This is a genomic window from Pseudomonas sp. P42, assembly GCF_017973755.1.
In the GTDB taxonomy this organism is placed as follows: domain Bacteria; phylum Pseudomonadota; class Gammaproteobacteria; order Pseudomonadales; family Pseudomonadaceae; genus Aquipseudomonas; species Aquipseudomonas iridis.
In genome coordinates, this window is record NZ_JACOPU010000001.1 from 933522 (window position 1) to 953730 (window position 20209).

The window sequence follows — 20209 nt, forward strand, 5'->3', positions numbered from 1 at the left end:
CGTTTAGGCACAGGGACAGCGGCTCTATAGGATTAGCACAAGTTAGCCCTGAGTCCCTGGCAGATCGATTCGTGCATCCAGCAAGGCCATAAACGCTCTTGCCGCATTCGATAGCGTCCGTTCGGTGTGCACGATATAGCCTAGCTGGCGACTGAGCTGTATGCCCGGCAATGCGATGCTTGCCACCTGTTCATCGAGCATGGTGCGCGGAAGCACGCTCCATGCCAGGCCAATGGAGACCATCATTTTGATGGTTTCCAGGTAGTTGGTGCTCATCGCGATGTTCGGTGTCAGCCCTTGGGCCTCGAACAAACGTTGGACAATATGGTGCGTAAATGTGTTGCCGCCGGGGAAAACCGCCGGATGGCCGGCAATGTCCGCCAGACTGACGGCGCCATTACTGATCAATGAATGCTCCGGGGCGACCACGAAATCCAGCGGGTCATCCCACACCGGGGTGGCTTTGACCAGCGTGTGCGGCTCGGGCGCAAGGGTGATGACCGCCAGTTCCGCGCGGCCGTGGAGTATTTCTTCGTAGGCCACTTCCGAATCGAGAAACTGAATATCCAGCGCGACTTGTGGGTAGCAGCGGGTGAACTCCCTTAATAGCGGTGGCAAGCGGTGCAGGCCAATGTGATGACTGGTCGCCAATGTGAGGCGGCCACTGACTTCGCCGGTCAGATTGGTCAATGCGCGACGGGTGTCGTCCAGCACGTTGAGAATCTGATAAGCCCGCGGCAGCAGGGCGCGGCCAGCCTCGGTCAGGCCGACTTCGCGACCCAGTCGATCAAACAGGCGCACCTTGAGTTGCTGCTCCAGACCGGCGATACGCTTGCTGATGGCCGGTTGTGTCAGGTGCAGCCGTTCACCGGCGCCGGAGAAACTGCCGGTCTCGGCGATGGCGATAAAAGCGTTGAGGTTGGCCAGATCCATGGTGGTATTCCAGTTGGTTATCCAAAGCATAAAAAATATGAATTTGAGTTATTTAATCTAACCCCATAGGATCGACCTCACAAGCCAAAGGGTTATTGAATCTCTCAAATACCCAGGGCATAGAAACAAGCTGATGAGGAACCGTCTGATGGCCGGCAAAACGCTCTACGACAAGCTCTGGGATTCGCATTTGGTCAAGCAGCGCGACGATGGCTCTGCGTTGATCTACATCGATCGTCACATCATTCACGAAGTGACTTCGCCGCAAGCCTTTGAAGGTCTGCGTCTGGCCGGGCGCAAGCCTTGGCGCATCGATGCCAACATCGCGACCCCGGACCACAACGTACCGACGACCCCGGAGCGCAAGGGTGGCATCGAAGCCATCGCCGACCAGGTCTCGCGTTTGCAGGTTCAGACCCTCGATGACAACTGTGATGAATACGGCATCGTCGAGTTCAAGATGAACGACGTCCGCCAAGGCATCGTCCACGTGATCAGCCCGGAGCAGGGCGCGACCTTGCCGGGCATGACCGTGGTCTGCGGTGACTCGCACACCTCGACCCACGGCGCGTTCGGCGCTCTGGCTCACGGTATCGGCACTTCCGAGGTCGAGCACGTGCTCGCCACTCAGTGCCTGGTCGCCAAGAAAATGAAAAACATGCTGGTGTCCGTCGAAGGCCAGTTGCCGTTCGGCGTAACCGCCAAGGACATCGTTCTCGCGGTGATCGGCAAGATCGGCACCGCCGGCGGTAACGGCCATGCCATCGAATTCGCCGGCAGCGCGATTCGCGATTTGTCCGTCGAAGGCCGCATGACCATCTGCAACATGTCTATCGAAGCCGGCGCCCGCGTAGGTCTGGTCGCGGCGGATCAAAAAACTGTCGATTACGTCAAGGGCCGTCCGTTCGCACCGAAAGGCGTCGAGTGGGAGATGGCCGTCGAGTCCTGGAAAGACCTGGTGTCCGACGCCGACGCCACATTCGACACCGTGGTCGAACTCGACGCCGCGCAGATCAAGCCGCAAGTCAGCTGGGGCACTTCGCCGGAAATGGTCTTGGCTGTTGATCAGAACGTGCCGGACCCGGACAAGGAAATGGATCTGGTCAAACGCGACTCGATCGTCCGCGCCCTGAAATACATGGGTTTGACCGCCAATCAGGCGATCACCGACATTCAACTCGATCGCGTATTCATCGGTTCCTGCACCAACTCGCGGATCGAAGATTTGCGCGCCGCCGCTGTCATTGCCAAGGGCCGCAAGGTGGCTTCGACCATCAAGCAAGCCATCGTCGTGCCGGGCTCGGGTCTGGTGAAGGCGCAGGCCGAGTCTGAAGGTCTGGACAAGATTTTCCTCGAAGCCGGTTTTGAATGGCGTGAACCCGGTTGCTCAATGTGTCTGGCGATGAACCCGGACCGTTTGGAGTCCGGCGAGCATTGCGCCTCGACGTCCAACCGTAACTTCGAAGGCCGTCAGGGCGCCGGTGGCCGCACTCACCTCGTCAGCCCGGCCATGGCGGCGGCTGCGGCGGTGAACGGTCGCTTCATCGACGTTCGTGAATTGATTTAAGGAGCGCAGCATGAAAGCTTTTACCCAGCACACTGGCCTTGTCGCGCCTTTGGATCGTGCCAATGTCGACACCGACCAGATCATTCCCAAGCAGTTCTTGAAGTCGATCAAGCGCACCGGTTTCGGCCCGAACCTGTTCGATGAATGGCGTTACCTCGATGTCGGGCAACCGTATCAGGACAACTCCAAGCGCCCGTTGAACAAGGACTTCGTGCTCAACGCCGAGCGTTATCAAGGCGCCAGCGTGTTGCTGGCCCGCGAGAACTTCGGTTGCGGCTCCAGCCGTGAACACGCGCCATGGGCGCTGGAAGAGTACGGTTTTCGCAGCATCATCGCGCCGAGCTACGCCGACATCTTCTTCAACAACAGCTTCAAGAACGGCTTGCTGCCGATCATCTTGAGCGACGCTGAAGTCGATGAGCTGTTCAAGCAGGTTGAAGCTGAGCCGGGCTACCAATTGCAGGTCGATCTGCAAGCACAAACCGTGACGCGTCCGGATGGCAAGGTTTACCGCTTTGAGATCGATGCGTTTCGCAAGCATTGCCTGCTCAATGGTCTGGACGATATCGGCCTGACCTTGCAAGACCACGAAGCGATTGCGACGTTCGAGGCCAGGCATCGTGTGAGCCAGCCTTGGCTGTTTCGCGACGCTTGATTGATTTGAGACTGATGTAGTTAGAGCGGGTCTCTTCGCGAGCAGGCTCGCTCCCACATTGGAATGCATTTCAAATGTGGGAGTGAGCCTGCTCGCGAAGACGGCAGCCAAAACAACACAAATGTCAGGATGTGACTATGACCAGCACCGCCCAGCACAGTCAGGTTGTACAAAAGCAATTCGGTGAACAGGCCGCCGCCTACCTGAGCAGCGCCGTTCACGCGCAAGGTACCGAATTCGCACTGCTACAAGCTGAACTGGCAGGGCAGGGCGACGCCCGGTTGCTGGACCTGGGGTGTGGCGCCGGCCATGTGAGTTTTCACGTGGCGCCGCTGGTCAGGGAAGTGGTCGCCTATGACTTGTCGCAGCAGATGCTCGACGTCGTGGCGGCTGCTGCCGTCGATCGCGGCATGAGTAATATCGCCACGGTCAACGGGGCGGCCGAGCGTCTGCCGTTTGCTGATGGCGAATTCGATTTCGTGTTCAGCCGTTATTCGGCGCATCACTGGAGCGATCTCGGTGTGGCCCTGCGCGAAGTACGCCGGGTGCTGAAGCCGGGTGGTGTGGCGGCGTTCGTCGATGTGTTGTCGCCGGGCAGCCCGTTGTTCGACACTTACCTGCAAAGCGTCGAAGTGCTGCGCGACACCAGCCATGTGCGCGATTATTCTGCCGGCGAGTGGTTGCGGCAGGTCAGCGAGGCGGGTTTGCATACGCGTAGCACTGCGCGCCAACGTCTGCGTCTGGAGTACAGCAGTTGGGTCGAGCGCATGCGCACACCTGAAGTGATGCGCGCCGCGATCCGCCAGTTGCAGCAGTCGATGGGCAACGAAGTGCGCGAATATTTCGAGATCGAAGCCGATGGCTCGTTCAGTACAGATGTGATCGTACTCTGGGCTGAAAAACAGTTTTAGAACGACAAGAATTTTTCCGGGCGCGTCCGTTGATGGCGCACCGACTGAAGACACGAGGAAAGCATGAGCAAGCAGATTCTGATTCTCCCAGGCGACGGTATTGGTCCGGAAATCATGGCCGAAGCGGTCAAGGTGCTGGAACTGGCCAACGACAAGTACAGCCTGGGTTTCGAGCTGAGCCATGACGTGATCGGTGGCGCGGCCATCGACAAGCACGGCGTGCCACTGGCCGACGAAACCCTCGACCGTGCCCGCGCTGCCGATGCAGTCCTGCTGGGCGCTGTCGGTGGCCCGAAATGGGACACCATCGAGCGTGACATCCGCCCTGAGCGCGGTCTGCTGAAAATCCGTGCGCAACTGGGCCTGTTCGGCAATCTGCGTCCGGCGATCCTGTACCCGCAACTGGCCGATGCTTCGAGCCTGAAGCCGGAAATCGTTGCCGGCCTGGACATCCTGATCGTCCGCGAGCTGACCGGCGGTATCTATTTCGGCGCGCCGCGCGGCACCCGCACGCTGGAAAACGGCGAGCGTCAGGCCTACGACACCCTGCCATACAGCGAAAGCGAGATCCGCCGCATCGCCCGCGTCGGTTTCGACATGGCCATGGTGCGTGGCAAGAAGCTGTGCTCGGTCGACAAGGCCAACGTGCTGGCCTCCAGCCAACTGTGGCGTGAAGTGGTCGAGCAGGTCGCCAAGGATTACCCTGAAGTCGAACTGAGCCATATGTACGTCGACAACGCCGCCATGCAACTGGTGCGCGCACCGAAGCAGTTCGACGTGATCGTCACCGACAACCTGTTCGGCGACATCCTCTCCGACGAAGCTTCGATGCTTACCGGTTCCATCGGCATGCTGCCGTCGGCTTCGCTCGACTCCAACAACAAGGGCATGTACGAGCCTTGCCACGGTTCGGCGCCGGACATTGCCGGCAAGGGCATTGCCAATCCGTTGGCGACCATTTTGTCGGTGTCGATGATGCTGCGTTACAGCTTCAATCTGCATGACGCGGCCGATGCCATCGAGAAAGCCGTCAGCGTGGTTCTGGATCAGGGCCTGCGCACCGGCGACATCTATTCGGCCGGTTGCACCAAAGTCGGTACGCAGGAAATGGGCGACGCAGTAGTCGCCGCGCTGCGGAATCTGTAATCTCTCGGGCCCGCTGCGAAATTCAATACAAAGCAGCGGCCCACTTTTCAAGAAGGTGTAGTTGCGATGAAACGTGTAGGTCTGATCGGTTGGCGCGGTATGGTCGGTTCCGTGCTCATGCAGCGGATGCTGGAAGAGCAGGATTTCGATCTTATCGAGCCGGTGTTTTTCACCACTTCCAATGTCGGTGGCCAAGGCCCGTCCGTGGGCAAGGACATTGCTCCGCTCAAGGACGCTTACAGCATTGAAGAGCTGAAGACCCTCGACGTGATCCTTACCTGCCAGGGCGGCGACTACACCAGCGAAGTGTTCCCCAAGCTGCGCGAAGCCGGCTGGCAGGGTTACTGGATCGACGCGGCTTCCAGCCTGCGCATGAACGATGACGCGGTCATCATTCTTGATCCGGTCAACCGCAAGGTCATCGACCAGCAGCTGGATGCGGGCACCAAGAACTACATCGGCGGCAATTGCACCGTCAGCCTGATGCTGATGGGCCTGGGTGGTCTGTTCGAGGCCGGTCTGGTCGAGTGGATGAGCGCCATGACGTATCAGGCGGCCTCCGGTGCCGGCGCGCAGAACATGCGTGAACTGATCAAGCAAATGGGCGCGACCCACGCCGCTGTTGCCGAGCAACTGGCCGATCCTGCCAGCGCGATCCTCGACATCGACCGTCGTGTAGCCGACGCCATGCGCAGCGAAGCCTACCCGACCGAAAACTTCGGTGTGCCGTTGGCCGGCAGCCTGATCCCGTGGATCGACAAGGAACTGCCGAACGGCCAGAGCCGCGAAGAGTGGAAGGCCCAGGCCGAGACCAACAAGATTCTCGGTCGCTTCAAGAGCCCGATCCCGGTCGACGGCATCTGCGTGCGCATCGGCGCCATGCGTTGCCACAGCCAGGCGCTGACCATCAAGCTGAACAAAGACGTACCGATCGCCGACATCGAAGGGCTGATCAGCCAGCACAACCCTTGGGTCAAACTGGTACCCAATCAGCGCGAGATCAGCATGCAGGAGCTGAGCCCGACCAAGGTCACCGGCACCCTGAATGTTCCGGTCGGTCGTCTGCGCAAGCTGAACATGGGCACCCAGTATCTGGGCGCCTTCACCGTCGGCGACCAACTGCTGTGGGGCGCGGCCGAACCGCTGCGTCGCATGCTGCGGATTTTGCTTGAGCGTTGATCGTTTGAAGCAATGAAAAACCCGCGCCTTGCGAGAGGCGCGGGTTTTTTTATGCTTCAGATTTCTCGATTGCCTGATTTGGCGCCTTCGCGAGCAGGCTCGCTCCCACCGTTGGAATGCATTCACCTGTGGGAGCGAGCCTGCTCGCGAAGGGGTCGTTATAGGCGCCACAAATCCCCGGCAGAAATTGCCTGTGCGCCAGTCACCCGGTAAAGTGCCGCTCCCCCCGTTTCGCCAGAGGCCGCACCATGACCCAGACCCTTGATATTGCCGTGATCGGCGCCACCGGTACTGTCGGCGAAACCCTCGTACAGATTCTTGAAGAGCGTAATTTCCCGATCGGCAACCTGCACCTGCTGGCCAGCAGCGAATCCGCCGGCAGCTCGGTGCTGTTCCGTAACAAGAACGTGCGCGTGCGTGAGGTCGACGAATTCGATTTCAGCAAGGTCAAACTGGTGTTCTTCGCCGCCGGTCCAGCCATCACCCTGAGCTACGCCGCCCGCGCCCACGCCGCCGGTTGCTCGCTGATCGACCTGTCCGGCGCCTTGCCGGCCGATCAGGCGCCGCAAGTGGTGCCGGAAGCCAATGCTGATGTGCTCGCCGGCTTGAAAGCGCCGTTCCAGGTCAGCAGCCCGAGCCCGTCGGCGACCACGCTTGCCGTGGTGCTCGCGCCGTTGCTTGACCTGATCGATCTGCAATACGTCAACGTCACCGCCAATCTGGCCGTTTCCGCCCAGGGGCGTGAAGCCGTCGCCGAGCTGGCACGCCAGACCGCCGAGCTGCTGAACATGCGCCCATTGGAGCCCAAGTTTTTTGATCGGCAGATGGCGTTCAACCTGCTGGCCCAGGTCGGCACGCCTGACGCGCAAGGCCATACGCTGCTGGAAAAACGCCTGGTGCGTGAGTTGCGTCAGGTGCTGGCACAGCCTTTATTAAAGATTTCCGCAAGTTGCGTTCAAGCCCCGGTGTTTTTTGGCGATAGCCTTAGCGTGACCTTGCAGTCAGCGCAGGCCGTCGACCTGAAAAAGGTCAATGCTGCGCTGGAAGCTGCGTCGGGCATTGAACTGGTCGATGCGGGTGATTACCCGACGGCAGTCGGAGACGCGGTGGGGCAGGACGTGGTCTATGTCGGTCGTGTTCGCAGTGGCGTCGATGACCCGGCGGAACTTAATTTGTGGCTGACGTCAGATAACGTGCGCAAAGGCGCAGCACTCAACGCTGTGCAGGTTGCCGAGTTGTTGATAAAAGACCTGCTGTAAAAGATACTTGGCAACAATTTGTCGACTGATTCTAGCTGGGCGCTATGCTTGGCCGAAGCAGTTGATAACGTGTCACCCTCCGGGACTTTCCGGGGCATCAAAGAAATGATCGCGCGCGGCAGTCTGTCGTCGTCGCGCGCAATGCCTTACGGCAGCGATATTCAACATCTTCTCGCTGGCCGAGGAACGTTCAAACAAAGGATGAGGCTATGGTTCAAGTTCGCAAACTGGTGTTAGCAATAGCGGCCGCCTCGGCGCTGTCCTCCGGTATGGCGCATGCCCTCGGGCTCGGGGAGCTGACCCTGAAGTCGACCCTGAACCAGCCGCTGGTGGCTGAAATCGAGCTGCTCGACGTCAAGGATCTCACCGCTGCCGAAGTGGTGCCGAGCCTGGCCTCGCCGGAAGACTTCGCCAAGGCCGGCGTCGACCGCCAGGCCTTCCTCAATGATCTGACGTTCACCCCTGTACTCAACGCCAGCGGCAAAAGCGTTCTGCGCGTGACCTCGAGCAAGCCACTGTCGGAACCGATGGTGAAATTTCTCGTCCAGGTGATGTGGCCAAATGGCCGCTTGTTGCGCGATTACAGCGTACTGCTGGATCCGTCGAAGTTTTCGCCGCAGACCGCTGACGCCGCTGCGCAACCGGCGCCGTCGCAAACCATCACTGCACCGACCACCGGCGCCACACACCCGAAGCAATACACCACCACCCCGCGCGACACCCTGTGGGAAATCGCGGCGAAGGCCCGTAACGGCGGTTCGGTGCAGCAAACCATGCTGGCCATTCAGGCGTTGAACCCGGATGCGTTTATCGGCGGCAACATCAACCGCCTGAAAGTCGGCCAGGTCCTGCGTCTTCCGGATTCGGTGCAAAGCACTGCGCTGCCACAGTCGGCGGCCATCGCTGAAGTCGCAGCGCAAAACGAAGCCTGGCGTCAGGGTCGTCGTTATGTGGCCAAGCCTGGCACCGGTCAGCAGCAACTCGATGCGACCAACCGTGGTCGCGGCAATACGGGCGCTGTGCCTGACGCGCAAGACAACCTGAGCCTGGTTTCTGCTGAAAGCGCCAAGGCGCGTGGCAAAGGCCCGGCGGGCGACGCCAAGGCCCTGAGCGACAAGCTCGCGGTCACTCAGGAAAACCTCGACACGACCCTTCGTGACAACGAGGAACTGAAAAGCCGCATGACCGATCTGCAAAGTCAGTTGGACAAGCTGCAACGTCTGATCGAGTTGAAGAACAATCAATTGGCGAAGATGCAGGCCGAAGGGGCGGGCGCTGCGCCAGACGCTAATCCGGCGGTGCCTGCGATCACTGCCGAGTTGGCCGCCACACCGCCAGCGACACCGGCAGAAGCAGCTCCGACACCAGAGTCCGCCATTGCACCACCGGCCGAGACGCCAGTTGAGCCAGTGGTCGAGCCGGTGGTCGAAACCACACCTGTCGCTGATGACGAAAAAACCTTCAACGAACTGCTGACCAATCCGATCTTGCTGGGTCTGGTCGGTGGCGGTGCCGTGATCTTGCTGTTGTTGCTGTTGCTGCTGGCCCGTCGCCGCAAAGCCCAGCAGGAAGCCGAGAAGCATGTGCGCATGGCCCGCGCCCTGGCTGAGGAGCAAGAGTTCTCAGCGGAACAGGATCTGCCGGAAAGCAGCTTCGAAGGTCTGGAAACCCCGGCCGCGAGCGTCAAACTCAACACTCCGGCTCCGGCACCAACGCCTGCGCCAGTAGTCGCCCCGATTGTGGCGCCAATCGTCATGGCCGAGCCAATCGCTGCACCGCTGGTTGCCCCGGCAGGCGAGCGCTCCGATGACGTCCTCGACAAGGCTCAATCGCACATCAACGCCGGGCGTCTGAATCAGGCTGCTGCGTTGCTGGAAGAGGGCATCAGCCTTGAGCCGCAGCGCAGTGATCTGCGTCTGAAGCTGATGGAAGTCTATGGTCAGCAGGGTGATCGCGATGCTTTCGTAGGCCAGGAGCGTCAGTTGGTGGCCAATGGCGACAACTTCGCCAAGGTCGAAGAGCTGAAAAGCCGTTTCCCGGCCATGGCAGTAGCGGTTGCCGGTGGTTTGGCCGCCGCCGCCATTGCAGCCGAGCTGGACGCCCAGTACGTCAAGGAATTGCTGCTGGATGAGCCCGAAACGCCTGAGCCGTCGCCAGCAACGGACGATCTGGACAGCGCGTTCGACCTGAGTCTGGACGATCTCGACAACATCACTCCGGTGGAACCGGCGCCAATCGTTGAACCCGAAGCGCCTGTCGAACTGGACGAGTTCCCGTCGGACGACGATCTGAGCTTTGAATCGGTGCTGCAACAGCAGACCGACATCAAAGAGAACCTCGATGATCTGTCGGATTTCGATCTGGATCTGGACCTTGGCGCTGAGCCGGCTCCTGCTCCAGCACCGTTGGGCGATGATGACTTCCTGCTGGATCTGGATGACGGCGTGAAGGATTTGTCGCCGGTAGAGCCACCGGTCGTCGCCGATTTGCCGCAGGATGACCTGGAGCTGCCAGCCGATTTCGACCTGTCGCTGGCTGACGAGATGGACTCCAACCCGGCGGGCGAGCCTGATGCATTTGCCGCCGAGCTGGATGACGTCAACGCCGAGCTGGATCGCCTGTCGCAGAGCATCGCCGAGCCGACGGTCACCGAGGCCGATGCGGCGCTGAGTGATGATTTGGGTGAAGACGATTTCGACTTCCTAGCGGGCACCGACGAAGCAGCCACCAAACTTGATCTGGCCCAGGCTTACATCGACATGGGTGACAGCGACGGTGCGCGCGACATCCTCAACGAAGTGTTGACCGAGGGTGACGAGAAGCAGCGCGGCGAAGCCAAGGACATGCTCTCGAGCCTGTAGTAGTTTCAGTTGTAAACAAAAACGGCAGCCCATGAGGCTGCCGTTTTTGTTTGGTTCACTGGATCAAGAGATCGCAGCCTTCGGCAGCTCCTACAGGAAAACGCCGATTCTTGCGTAGGAGCTGCCGAAGGCTGCGATCTTTTGATCTTGAGGCCTTATAATGCCCGCCTTTGCAAAAACAGCAGGCTGTCCCACCTTGGCAAACATAGATAACCCGGTCGCCGAAATGGCCCCCGACGGCTTTTACCGCGTTGCGCTGGGCGTTGAATACAAAGGCTCGCGCTACAGTGGCTGGCAGCGTCAGTTAACCGGAGTGGCAACGGTGCAGGAAGCGCTTGAAAAAGCCTTGTCGAAAGTCGCCAACGCGCCCGTTTCCTTGCAGTGCGCCGGGCGTACCGATGCGGGTGTGCATGCCTGCGGACAAGTGGTGCATTTCGACACGCAGGTCGATCGCTCGCTGAAGGCTTGGGTAATGGGCGCCAACATCAACCTGCCTCACGACATCAGTGTCAGTTGGGCGCGGGTGATGCCGGCGCATTTCCATGCGCGGTTCAAGGCCATCGCCCGGCGCTATCGTTATGTGATCTACAACGATCAGATTCGCCCGGCCCATCTCAATGAAGAAATCACCTGGAATCACCGCCCGCTGGACGCAGAGCGCATGGCCGAAGCCGCGCAGTATCTGATTGGCACCCACGATTTCAGTGCGTTCCGTGCCGGCCAGTGCCAGGCGAAATCGCCGATCAAGAAGATGCACCACCTGCGCGTGACCCGTCACGGCAAGATGATCGTGCTCGACATCCGCGCCAACGCATTCCTGCACCACATGGTGCGCAACATCGCCGGCGTCCTGATGACCATCGGTGCTGGCGAGCGGCCGGTCGAGTGGGTGAAGGAAGTGCTGGAAAGTCGCGAGCGCCGGTCTGGCGGCGTGACAGCGCATCCTTACGGCTTGTATCTGGTGCAAGTCGAGTACCACGACGAATTTCCGCTGCCCGAGCGTTTTATCGGTCCTCATTTCCTTACGGGTTTCTCCGAACTTGACGGCTGACGCCCTCGAACGCTTTTGTTACCATCCGGGACTTTCCCGGATTCTGCCTCGGAGTTTTTCTCGATATGTCAGCCGTTCGCAGCAAGATCTGCGGCATTACCCGCATAGAAGATGCGCTGGCCGCCGTCGAAGCCGGGGCTGATGCGATCGGATTCGTGTTTTACGCCAAAAGTCCGCGCGCAGTATCGGTGCAGCAAGCGCGGGAAATCATCAGGGTATTGCCGCCGTTTGTGACCACCGTGGGCCTGTTCGTCAACGCCAGCCGCTGCGAGTTGGGGGAAATCCTCGATGCCGTGCCGCTGGATCTGTTGCAGTTCCATGGCGACGAAACCGCCGAAGAGTGCGAAGGCTGGCATCGTCCTTACATCAAGGCGCTGCGGGTCAAGGCCGGCGATGATATTGCCGCGGCTGTCGATGCCTACCCAAGTGCCAGTGGCGTACTGCTCGATACCTACGTCGAAGGCGTGCCCGGCGGAACCGGCGAGGCGTTCGACTGGTCATTGATTCCGCAAGGTTTGAGCAAGCCGCTGATTCTGGCGGGTGGATTGACCCCGGAAAACGTCGCAGGCGCCGTTGCTCGGGTAAAACCTTACGCAGTCGACGTCAGCGGTGGGGTCGAGGCGAGCAAAGGCATCAAGGATCACGCAAAAGTTCAGGCGTTCATCGGCGCCGTCAGGGGCATTTAGGCCTGTGCATGATGTGACGGCTGGCACACTGCCGCCGTCCACAGCTTGGTAGAAAACAGGCTGAGGGTTTTTGGGTTGTACGAAGGTCAGTTTTTCTGACCCGGCCATCCTTGATCATCGCCACACATGAATTTAGCTCAAGGGCATACACGGGGCTGCGAACCAGAGCGTTCGGGCCGCCGGTACTGGAGAAAGAAAGCATGAGCAACTGGTTAGTAGACAAACTGATCCCTTCGATCATGCGCTCGGAGGTCAAGAAGAGCTCGGTGCCTGAAGGTCTGTGGCACAAATGCCCGTCCTGTGAGGCTGTGCTTTATCGTCCGGAGCTGGAAAAGACCCTGGACGTTTGCCCGAAGTGCAACCACCACATGCGCATCGGCGCACGTGCGCGCATCGACATCTTCCTTGATGCCGAAGGTCGCAACGAACTGGGCGCCGATCTGGAGCCGGTTGACCGTCTTAAATTCCGTGACGGCAAGAAGTACAAGGATCGCCTGACCGCTGCGCAGAAGCAGACCGGCGAAAAAGACGCGTTGATTTCCGTCAGCGGCACCCTGCTGGGCATGCCGGTAGTGGTTTCGGCGTTTGAATTCAGCTTCATGGGCGGTTCCATGGGTGCCATCGTCGGCGAGCGTTTTGTACGCGCTGCCAACTACGCGCTGGAAAACCGCTGCCCGATGATCTGCTTCGCCGCTTCCGGTGGTGCGCGCATGCAGGAAGCCCTGATCTCGCTGATGCAGATGGCCAAGACCTCGGCCGTGCTGGCGCGTCTGCGCGAAGAAGGCATTCCGTTCATCTCGGTGCTGACCGATCCGGTTTACGGTGGTGTTTCCGCCAGTCTGGCAATGCTCGGCGACGTGATTGTTGGCGAACCTAAGGCCCTGATCGGCTTCGCCGGTCCGCGCGTTATCGAGCAAACCGTGCGCGAGAAGCTGCCGGAAGGCTTCCAGCGCAGCGAATTCCTGCTGGAGCACGGTGCGATCGACATGATCATCCACCGTCAGGAACTGCGTCCGCGTCTGGGCAACCTGCTGGCACAAATGACGGGTAAGCCAACGCCGACATTCGTTGCTGCGCCAATCGAGCCGATCGTCGTTCCGCCGGTGCCTGCCAACATATGACCGAGCGCACCCTTGGCGAGTGGCTCGCCTACCTTGAGCAGTTGCATCCGTCGGCCATCGACATGGGTCTGGAGCGTTCGCAACAGGTAGCGTCCCGCATGGGGCTGGGCCAGCCGGCGCCTCGGGTGATCACGGTCACCGGCACCAACGGCAAGGGTTCGACCTGCGCTTTCGTGGCTTCGTTGCTGCGGGCGCAGGGCCTGAGCGTTGGTGTCTACAATTCTCCGCACCTGCTGCGTTACAACGAGCGGGTGCAGCTCAATGGCGTCGAAGCCACTGACGCACAGCTGTGCGAAGCCTTCGCTGCGGTCGAGGCCGGGCGCGGCGAAACCTCCCTGACTTACTTTGAAATGGGCACCCTGGCGGCGTTCTGGCTGTTTCAGCAGGCCGGGCTCGACGCTGTGGTGCTGGAAGTCGGTCTGGGCGGGCGTCTGGATACGGTCAACGTGGTGGACGCCGATATCGCGCTGGTCACCAGCATTGGTGTCGATCATGCCGATTATCTGGGTGATACCCGCGAATCCGTAGCCTTCGAGAAGGCCGGGATCTTCCGTCAGGGCAAGCCTGCGCTGTGCGGCGACCTCAATCCTCCACAACCGTTGCTCGACAAGGCGCGCGAACTGGCGTGCCCGTTCTCCTTGCGTGGACGCGATTTCGATCTCGGCATCACTGACCATAACTGGCAGTGGCGCGGTACCGATGCGCAGGGCCAGGTCGTCGAGCTGCATGATTTGCCGCTACTCGATCTGCCGATGGAAAACGCCTCACTGGCGTTGCAGGCGTATCTGCTGCTCGGTTTGCCGTGGAATGCACAGCAGATTGTGGCGGCCTTGCAGGCGACGCGTGTTGTCGGGCGTCTGGATCGCCGTTCCTTCGAGTGGAATGGCAAGCGCCTGAATCTGTTGCTGGATGTTGGCCATAACCCGCACGCGGCGGAGTATCTGGCTCGCCGTCTGGCGTCGCGGCCACCGGTCGGCAAGCGTCTGGCGGTGTTTGGTTTGCTGGCGGACAAGGATCTGGATGGTGTTGTCAGCGAGTTGAGTGCTAGTGTCGAACACTGGGCAGTAGCGCCGCTGGATTCACCGCGTGCGCGCCCTGTTGCGCAATTGCAGGTGGCATTGCAGAACCTTGGCGCGTCGGTCACGTCTTACGACAGTGTTGCCGCCGCACTTGAAGGGCAGTGCGCCGTCGCAACCAGCGACGACGAGATTCTGTTGTTCGGATCATTTTATTGTGTCGCCGAGGCCCTTGAATGGTTGGCCCGGCACTCCACGGAGGAAGCGGCAAATGGCTTTGCTGGATAAAGCGTACAAACAGCGCATGGTCGGTGCCCTGGTGCTGGTGGCGCTGGCGGTGATTTTCCTGCCGATGCTGTTTTCCCGTCAGGACGAACAGCGCCAGGTGACCGTCGAGGCCCCAGCTGCCCCGCCTGCGCCTGCCATGCCGCAAGTGCAGTTGGAACCGGTCGCCGTTCCCGAGCCGCAAACCTTGCCGCAAGAGCCCGTGCCAAGCGATGACGAAATCGCCGAGCAAGTCGCGCCTTCTGCGCCGATCGCCCCGGCACCCGTTGTGCCGGCCCAGATCGCCAAGCCTGCCGCGCCGCCGCCGGTGTCCAAGCCGATTCCTGCGCCTGCCCAGCCGATTGCTTCAGCGACGACCAAGCCTGACACCACTCAGAGCCGTGTCGACGCCAATGGTCTGTCGGTAAGCTGGTCGGTGCAACTGGCCAGCCTGTCGAGCCGCGCCAGCGCCGAGAGTCTGCAGAAAACTCTGCGCAGCCAGGGCTACAACGCTTACATCCGTTCCGCCGATGGCAAGAATCGGGTGTTCGTCGGCCCGCTGATCGAGCGCGCCGAAGCCGATCGTCTGCGTGATCTTTTGAGCCGTCAGCAGAAGCTCAAGGGCTTTGTCGTGCGCTTCCAGCCCGAGCGTGGCTAGGATCTATCGTTTCGATTGAAATGCACTGAAAATCGCAGCTTACCGACAGCCATGCGCTCTGCTAAAATGCGCCGCCTTATCCGTCTGTAGGCTGCACTGTGCCATTTACCTGGGTTGACTGGGCGATCGTTGCAATCATCGCCATCTCCGCATTGATCAGTTTGAGCCGCGGCTTCGTCAAAGAAGCATTATCGCTGGTGACCTGGATCATCGCAGGAGTCGTCGCCTGGATGTTCGGTGGTTCATTGTCCGAGTACCTCGCCGGATACATCGAAACCCCATCGGCTCGCGTGATCGCGGGCTGTGCCATCATGTTTGTCGCCACGCTGATCGTGGGCGCAATGATCAATTATCTTATCGGCGAGTTGGTTCGCGTCACCGGGTTGTCCGGGACCGACCGCTTTCTGGGAATGGCCTTCGGCGCGGCGCGTGGCGTGTTGCTGGTGGTCGTCGCAGTCGGGCTGTTGAGCCTGGGGCCGGTACAGCAGGACGGGTGGTGGAAAGAGTCACAGCTCGTGCCAAAATTTCTATTGGTCGCCGACTGGTCCAAGAACCTGATTCTTGGGTGGAGCAGTCAGTGGCTTGCCAGCGGAATCAGCGTACCCGCTGAAATTCCGTTCAAGGAACAGCTCTTGCCGTCGGCCAAAACGCCGCAGTGAGTGTCGTTCAGTTCAGATCCATTAAGTAGGGGTTGCGTCGCATGTGTGGCATCGTCGGTATCGTCGGTAAGTCGAACGTCAATCAGGCGCTGTATGACGCGCTAACCGTGCTCCAGCACCGCGGCCAGGACGCTGCCGGTATCGTGACCAGCCATGATGGCCGGTTGTTCTTGCGCAAGGACAATGGCCTGGTGCGTGACGTGTTCCATCAGCGTCACATGCAACGCCTGGTCGGCCATATGGGTATCGGCCACGTCCGTTATCCAACCGCGGGCAGTTCGACTTCGGCTGAAGCCCAGCCGTTTTATGTCAACTCGCCTTACGGCATTACGCTGGCGCATAACGGTAACCTGACCAACGTTGAACAGTTGGCCAAAGAAATCTACGAATCCGATCTGCGTCACGTCAACACCAGTTCCGACTCGGAAGTGCTGCTCAACGTGTTCGCCCACGAGCTGGCCCAGCGCGGCAAGCTGCAACCGACCGAAGAAGACGTATTTGCTGCCGTGACCGACGTGCACAACCGTTGCGTTGGCGGTTACGCAGTAGTGGCCATGGTGACCGGTTATGGCATCGTCGGTTTCCGTGACCCGCACGGCATCCGCCCGATCGTGTTCGGTCAGCGTCACACAGACGAAGGCGTCGAGTACATGATCGCCTCGGAAAGTGTCTCCCTGGACGTGCTCGGTTTCACCCTGATTCGCGACCTGGCGCCGGGCGAGGCGGTCTACATCACTGAAGAGGGCAAGCTGCACACCCGTCAGTGCGCGACCAGCCCGTCCCTGACCCCGTGCATCTTCGAACACGTCTATCTGGCGCGTCCGGACTCGATCATCGACGGCGTGTCGGTCTACAAGGCGCGTCTGCGCATGGGCGAGAAGCTTGCCGAGAAGATCCTGCGTGAGCGTCCTGAGCACGACATCGACGTGGTCATCCCGATTCCGGACACCAGTCGCACCGCTGCGCTGGAACTGGCTAATCACTTGGGCGTGAAATTCCGCGAAGGTTTCGTCAAGAACCGTTACATCGGCCGTACCTTCATCATGCCGGGCCAGGCTGCCCGCAAGAAATCGGTACGCCAGAAGCTCAACGCCATCGAGCTGGAGTTCCGCGGCAAGAACGTGATGCTGGTCGATGACTCGATCGTTCGCGGTACCACCTGCAAGCAGATCATCCAGATGGCCCGCGAAGCCGGCGCGAAAAACGTCTACTTCTGCTCGGCCGCCCCTGCGGTGCGCTTCCCGAACGTCTACGGCATCGACATGCCAAGCGCTCATGAACTGATCGCCCACAACCGTTCGACTCAGGACGTGGCTGATCTGATCGGTGCTGACTGGCTGATCTATCAGGACTTGCCTGACTTGATCGAAGCGGTCGGCGGCGGCAAGATCAAGATCGAAAACTTCGATTGCGCAGTGTTCGACGGCAAGTACGTAACGGGCGACGTCGACGAGGCTTATCTGGACAAGATCGAACAGGCACGCAACGATGCCTCGAAGGTCAAGACCCAGGCGGTCAGTGCGATCATCGATCTGTACAACAACTGAGTTTCTACCGGCCCTGAGGGGCCGGTTTTGTATCTGGCAAAAGACTTTTTATTTATCGAGAACAGGCAAGGAGTGACAGCATGAGTCAGGAATGGGATGCCGGTCGTTTGGATAGCGACCTCGAAGGCGTAGCGTTCGATACCCTGGCCGTACGTGCCGGTCAGCACCGTACGCCGGAAGGCGAACACGGTGATCCGATGTTCTTCACCTCAAGCTACGTGTTCCGCACTGCCGCCGACGCAGCAGCACGGTTTGCCGGCGAAGTGCCGGGCAACGTTTACTCGCGCTACACCAACCCGACCGTGCGCGCGTTCGAAGAGCGCATTGCTGCGCTGGAAAGCGCCGAGCAAGCTGTCGCGACGGCGACCGGCATGGCCGCGATAATGGCGGTGGTGATGAGCCTGTGCAGCGCCGGCGATCATGTGCTGGTCTCGCGCAGCGTGTTCGGTTCGACCATCAGCCTGTTCGAAAAGTATTTCAAGCGTTTCGGCACCGAAGTCGACTATGTGCCGCTGGCAGAGCTGCCGGCGTGGGATGCGGCGATCAAGCCAAACACCAAGCTGCTCTTCGTCGAGTCGCCATCCAATCCGCTGGCTGAGCTGGTGGACATTACCGCCCTGGCGGAAATTGCTCACGCCAAAGGCGCGATGCTGGTGGTCGACAACTGCTTCTGCACACCTGCGTTGCAGCAGCCGCTGAAGCTCGGTGCGGACATCGTCGTGCACTCGGCGACCAAGTTCATCGATGGCCAGGGCCGTTGCATGGGCGGCGTGGTCGCCGGTCGCAGCGAGCAGATGAAGGAAGTCGTCGGTTTCCTGCGTACCGCCGGGCCAACGTTGAGCCCGTTCAACGCGTGGATCTTCCTCAAAGGTCTGGAAACCCTGAACCTGCGGATGAAGGCGCACTGTGCCAACGCCCAGCAACTGGCCGAATGGCTGGAGCAGCAGGACGGTATCGAGAAGGTTCATTACGCCGGCCTCAAGAGCCATCCACAGCATGAGCTTGCTCAGCGTCAGCAGAAGGGCTTTGGTGCGGTGGTGAGTTTTGAGGTCAAGGGCGGTAAAGAGGGCGCGTGGCGCTTTATCGATGCCACCCGGTTGATTTCGATCACCGCCAACCTCGGTGATAGCAAAACCACCATCACCCACCCGAGCACCACTTCCCACGGCCGTCTGGCGCCGCAGGAGCGTGAAGCGGCGGGTATTCGTGACAGCCTGATCCGTGTCGCAGTCGGTCTGGAAGACGTGGCCGACCTGCAAGCCGACTTGGCGCGCGGTCTGGCGGCGCTGTGATCGAATTGTCCACTGCGAAAGCCGGCACCCATGGCCGCGTTGCACTGGTCACGGGGGCCGCTCGCGGCATTGGTCTGGGCATCGCCGCGTGGCTGCTCAGCGAAGGCTGGCAAGTGGTGCTGACCGATCTCGATCGTGCGCGCGGTTCGAAAGTGGCGAAGGTGCTGGGCGAGCACGCCTGGTTCATCGCCATGGACGTTGCGGATGAAGGTCAGGTGGCGCTTGGTGTGGCCGAGGTGTTGGGGCAGTTTGGTCGGCTCGATGCGTTGGTGTGCAACGCGGCGGTGGCTGATCCCCACAACATTACGCTGGAAAGCCTTGATCTGGCCTACTGGAATCGGGTGCTGGCAGTGAATCTCAGCGGGCCGATGCTACTGGCCAAGCATTGCGCGCCGTATCTGCGGGCGCACAATGGCTCGATCGTCAATCTGGCGTCGACTCGTGCCGGACAGTCCGAACCTGATACCGAGGCATATGCGGCGAGCAAGGGTGGGTTGTTGGCCCTCACTCACGCGTTGGCCATCAGCCTCGGGCCGGAAATTCGGGTCAACGCCGTCAGCCCGGGCTGGATTGATGCGCGGGACCCGTTTGCACGCCGTGCCGAGCCGTTGACCGATTCCGATCACGCTCAGCATCCGGCGGGCAGGGTGGGCACGGTTGAGGATGTCGCGGCGATGGTCGCGTGGCTGCTGTCGAGGAATGCCGGGTTTGTCACCGGGCAGGAATTCGTCGTTGACGGCGGCATGACCAAGAAGATGATTTACAAGCCGTGAAGGGCAGCTTCGAGCTTCAAGCTGCCAGTCAAAGCACAACAGTGAAGTGACCGCTGTATGTGTTCTTGCTTTTGCTTGCTGCTCGACACTTGTCGCTAAAAGCGGTTTTTGAAAAAAACTTCAATCCTGCTATTGACTTAGGTTCGCTACCTGCGTAAATTTCGCGGCCTCGGAGATGCAAACGGGTGATTAGCTCAGCTGGGAGAGCGTCTGCCTTACAAGCAGAATGTCGGCGGTTCGATCCCGTCATCACCCACCACTTCCGGGTAACTTGCGAAAGCAAGAGGGTAGGCTGAAAGTGCCTGCACCGACGCGCAGCGGTAGTTCAGTCGGTTAGAATACCGGCCTGTCACGCCGGGGGTCGCGGGTTCGAGTCCCGTCCGCTGCGCCATATTTAACGAGTCAGACATTGTCTGGTTCGCGATTGAAAAGCACCGAAGCTTTCAATCAAACGAGTTACTTGAGCGAAAGCTCAAAGCGATACGCAGCGGTAGTTCAGTCGGTTAGAATACCGGCCTGTCACGCCGGGGGTCGCGGGTTCGAGTCCCGTCCGCTGCGCCATATCTGCTTCGAGGCCCACTGAACGCCTTGAAGCACCGAAAGCAGCCATTGGCTGATTCGGAATCGATAG

17 protein-coding genes and 3 tRNA genes are annotated in these 20209 nt (G+C 60.2%); 19 read left to right on the top strand and 1 reads right to left on the bottom strand.

Annotation, left to right across the window (positions count from 1 at the left end; translation table 11 throughout):
* Positions 1 to 42: 42 nt before the first annotated feature.
* A complete protein-coding gene (locus H8B20_RS04175; protein ID WP_210622427.1) occupies positions 43 to 933 on the bottom strand; it encodes a LysR family transcriptional regulator in 891 nt (296 codons plus the stop codon).
* Positions 934 to 1081: 148 nt separating this feature from the next.
* On the opposite strand from H8B20_RS04175, the gene leuC reads away from it, so the two are divergent.
* The 19 genes from leuC (at position 1082) to H8B20_RS04270 (ending at position 20139) form a co-directional block, all read left to right on the top strand.
* The gene (gene leuC, locus H8B20_RS04180; protein WP_210622428.1) at positions 1082 to 2500 is read left to right on the top strand and encodes a 3-isopropylmalate dehydratase large subunit; all 1419 of its coding nucleotides are present in this window, start codon (positions 1082 to 1084) and stop codon (positions 2498 to 2500) included.
* A 10-nt stretch (positions 2501 to 2510) separates the two neighbouring features.
* A complete protein-coding gene (leuD, locus tag H8B20_RS04185) occupies positions 2511 to 3155 on the top strand; it encodes a 3-isopropylmalate dehydratase small subunit (protein WP_047300452.1) in 645 nt (214 codons plus the stop codon).
* A 137-nt stretch (positions 3156 to 3292) separates the two neighbouring features.
* Complete coding sequence (locus H8B20_RS04190) at positions 3293 to 4066, top strand: class I SAM-dependent methyltransferase (RefSeq protein ID WP_210622429.1); 774 nt, start codon at positions 3293 to 3295, stop codon at positions 4064 to 4066.
* 63 nt (positions 4067 to 4129) lie between these two features.
* Complete coding sequence (gene leuB / locus H8B20_RS04195; protein ID WP_042558606.1) at positions 4130 to 5212, top strand: 3-isopropylmalate dehydrogenase; 1083 nt, start codon at positions 4130 to 4132, stop codon at positions 5210 to 5212.
* Between the two features lie 66 nt (positions 5213 to 5278).
* The gene (gene asd, locus H8B20_RS04200; protein ID WP_042558607.1) at positions 5279 to 6391 is read left to right on the top strand and encodes an aspartate-semialdehyde dehydrogenase; all 1113 of its coding nucleotides are present in this window, start codon (positions 5279 to 5281) and stop codon (positions 6389 to 6391) included.
* 248 nt (positions 6392 to 6639) lie between these two features.
* Positions 6640 to 7650, top strand: a complete 1011-nt coding sequence (locus tag H8B20_RS04205) for an aspartate-semialdehyde dehydrogenase (protein WP_042558608.1) — start codon at positions 6640 to 6642, stop codon at positions 7648 to 7650.
* Between the two features lie 209 nt (positions 7651 to 7859).
* The gene (locus H8B20_RS04210) at positions 7860 to 10511 is read left to right on the top strand and encodes a motility hub landmark protein FimV (protein ID WP_210622430.1); all 2652 of its coding nucleotides are present in this window, start codon (positions 7860 to 7862) and stop codon (positions 10509 to 10511) included.
* Positions 10512 to 10737: 226 nt separating this feature from the next.
* A complete protein-coding gene (gene truA, locus H8B20_RS04215; protein WP_210622526.1) occupies positions 10738 to 11562 on the top strand; it encodes a tRNA pseudouridine(38-40) synthase TruA in 825 nt (274 codons plus the stop codon).
* Between the two features lie 65 nt (positions 11563 to 11627).
* Positions 11628 to 12248: a phosphoribosylanthranilate isomerase gene (locus H8B20_RS04220; RefSeq protein ID WP_210622431.1), complete on the top strand. Its 621-nt coding sequence runs from the start codon at positions 11628 to 11630 to the stop codon at positions 12246 to 12248.
* Between the two features lie 200 nt (positions 12249 to 12448).
* Entirely contained in the window at positions 12449 to 13369 is a 921-nt protein-coding gene (accD, locus tag H8B20_RS04225; RefSeq protein WP_042558612.1) for an acetyl-CoA carboxylase, carboxyltransferase subunit beta, read from the top strand.
* The gene (folC, locus tag H8B20_RS04230) at positions 13366 to 14673 is read left to right on the top strand and encodes a bifunctional tetrahydrofolate synthase/dihydrofolate synthase (RefSeq protein ID WP_210622432.1); all 1308 of its coding nucleotides are present in this window, start codon (positions 13366 to 13368) and stop codon (positions 14671 to 14673) included. Before accD ends, folC begins: the two co-directional genes overlap by 4 nt.
* Complete coding sequence (locus H8B20_RS04235) at positions 14657 to 15307, top strand: SPOR domain-containing protein (protein WP_210622433.1); 651 nt, start codon at positions 14657 to 14659, stop codon at positions 15305 to 15307. Before folC ends, H8B20_RS04235 begins: the two co-directional genes overlap by 17 nt.
* A gap of 98 nt (positions 15308 to 15405) precedes the next feature.
* Positions 15406 to 15966, top strand: coding sequence for a CvpA family protein (locus H8B20_RS04240; protein ID WP_042558615.1), 561 nt, complete (start codon positions 15406 to 15408; stop codon positions 15964 to 15966).
* A gap of 41 nt (positions 15967 to 16007) precedes the next feature.
* Positions 16008 to 17513 (top strand): amidophosphoribosyltransferase, encoded by a 1506-nt coding sequence (purF, locus tag H8B20_RS04245; RefSeq protein WP_042558616.1) that lies wholly within the window; start codon positions 16008 to 16010, stop codon positions 17511 to 17513.
* An 80-nt stretch (positions 17514 to 17593) separates the two neighbouring features.
* Positions 17594 to 18805 carry an O-succinylhomoserine sulfhydrylase gene (locus H8B20_RS04250; protein WP_210622434.1) on the top strand — a complete coding sequence of 404 codons (1212 nt, stop codon included), beginning with the start codon at positions 17594 to 17596 and terminating at the stop codon, positions 18803 to 18805.
* Positions 18802 to 19578: an SDR family oxidoreductase gene (locus tag H8B20_RS04255; protein WP_210622435.1), complete on the top strand. Its 777-nt coding sequence runs from the start codon at positions 18802 to 18804 to the stop codon at positions 19576 to 19578. The genes H8B20_RS04250 and H8B20_RS04255 overlap by 4 nt, the downstream gene beginning before the upstream one ends.
* 183 nt (positions 19579 to 19761) lie before the next feature.
* Positions 19762 to 19837: transfer RNA gene (locus H8B20_RS04260), tRNA-Val, on the top strand.
* A gap of 55 nt (positions 19838 to 19892) precedes the next feature.
* Positions 19893 to 19969 (top strand) — tRNA-Asp (locus H8B20_RS04265).
* A 93-nt stretch (positions 19970 to 20062) separates the two neighbouring features.
* Positions 20063 to 20139 (top strand) — tRNA-Asp (locus tag H8B20_RS04270).
* Positions 20140 to 20209: the final 70 nt, after the last annotated feature.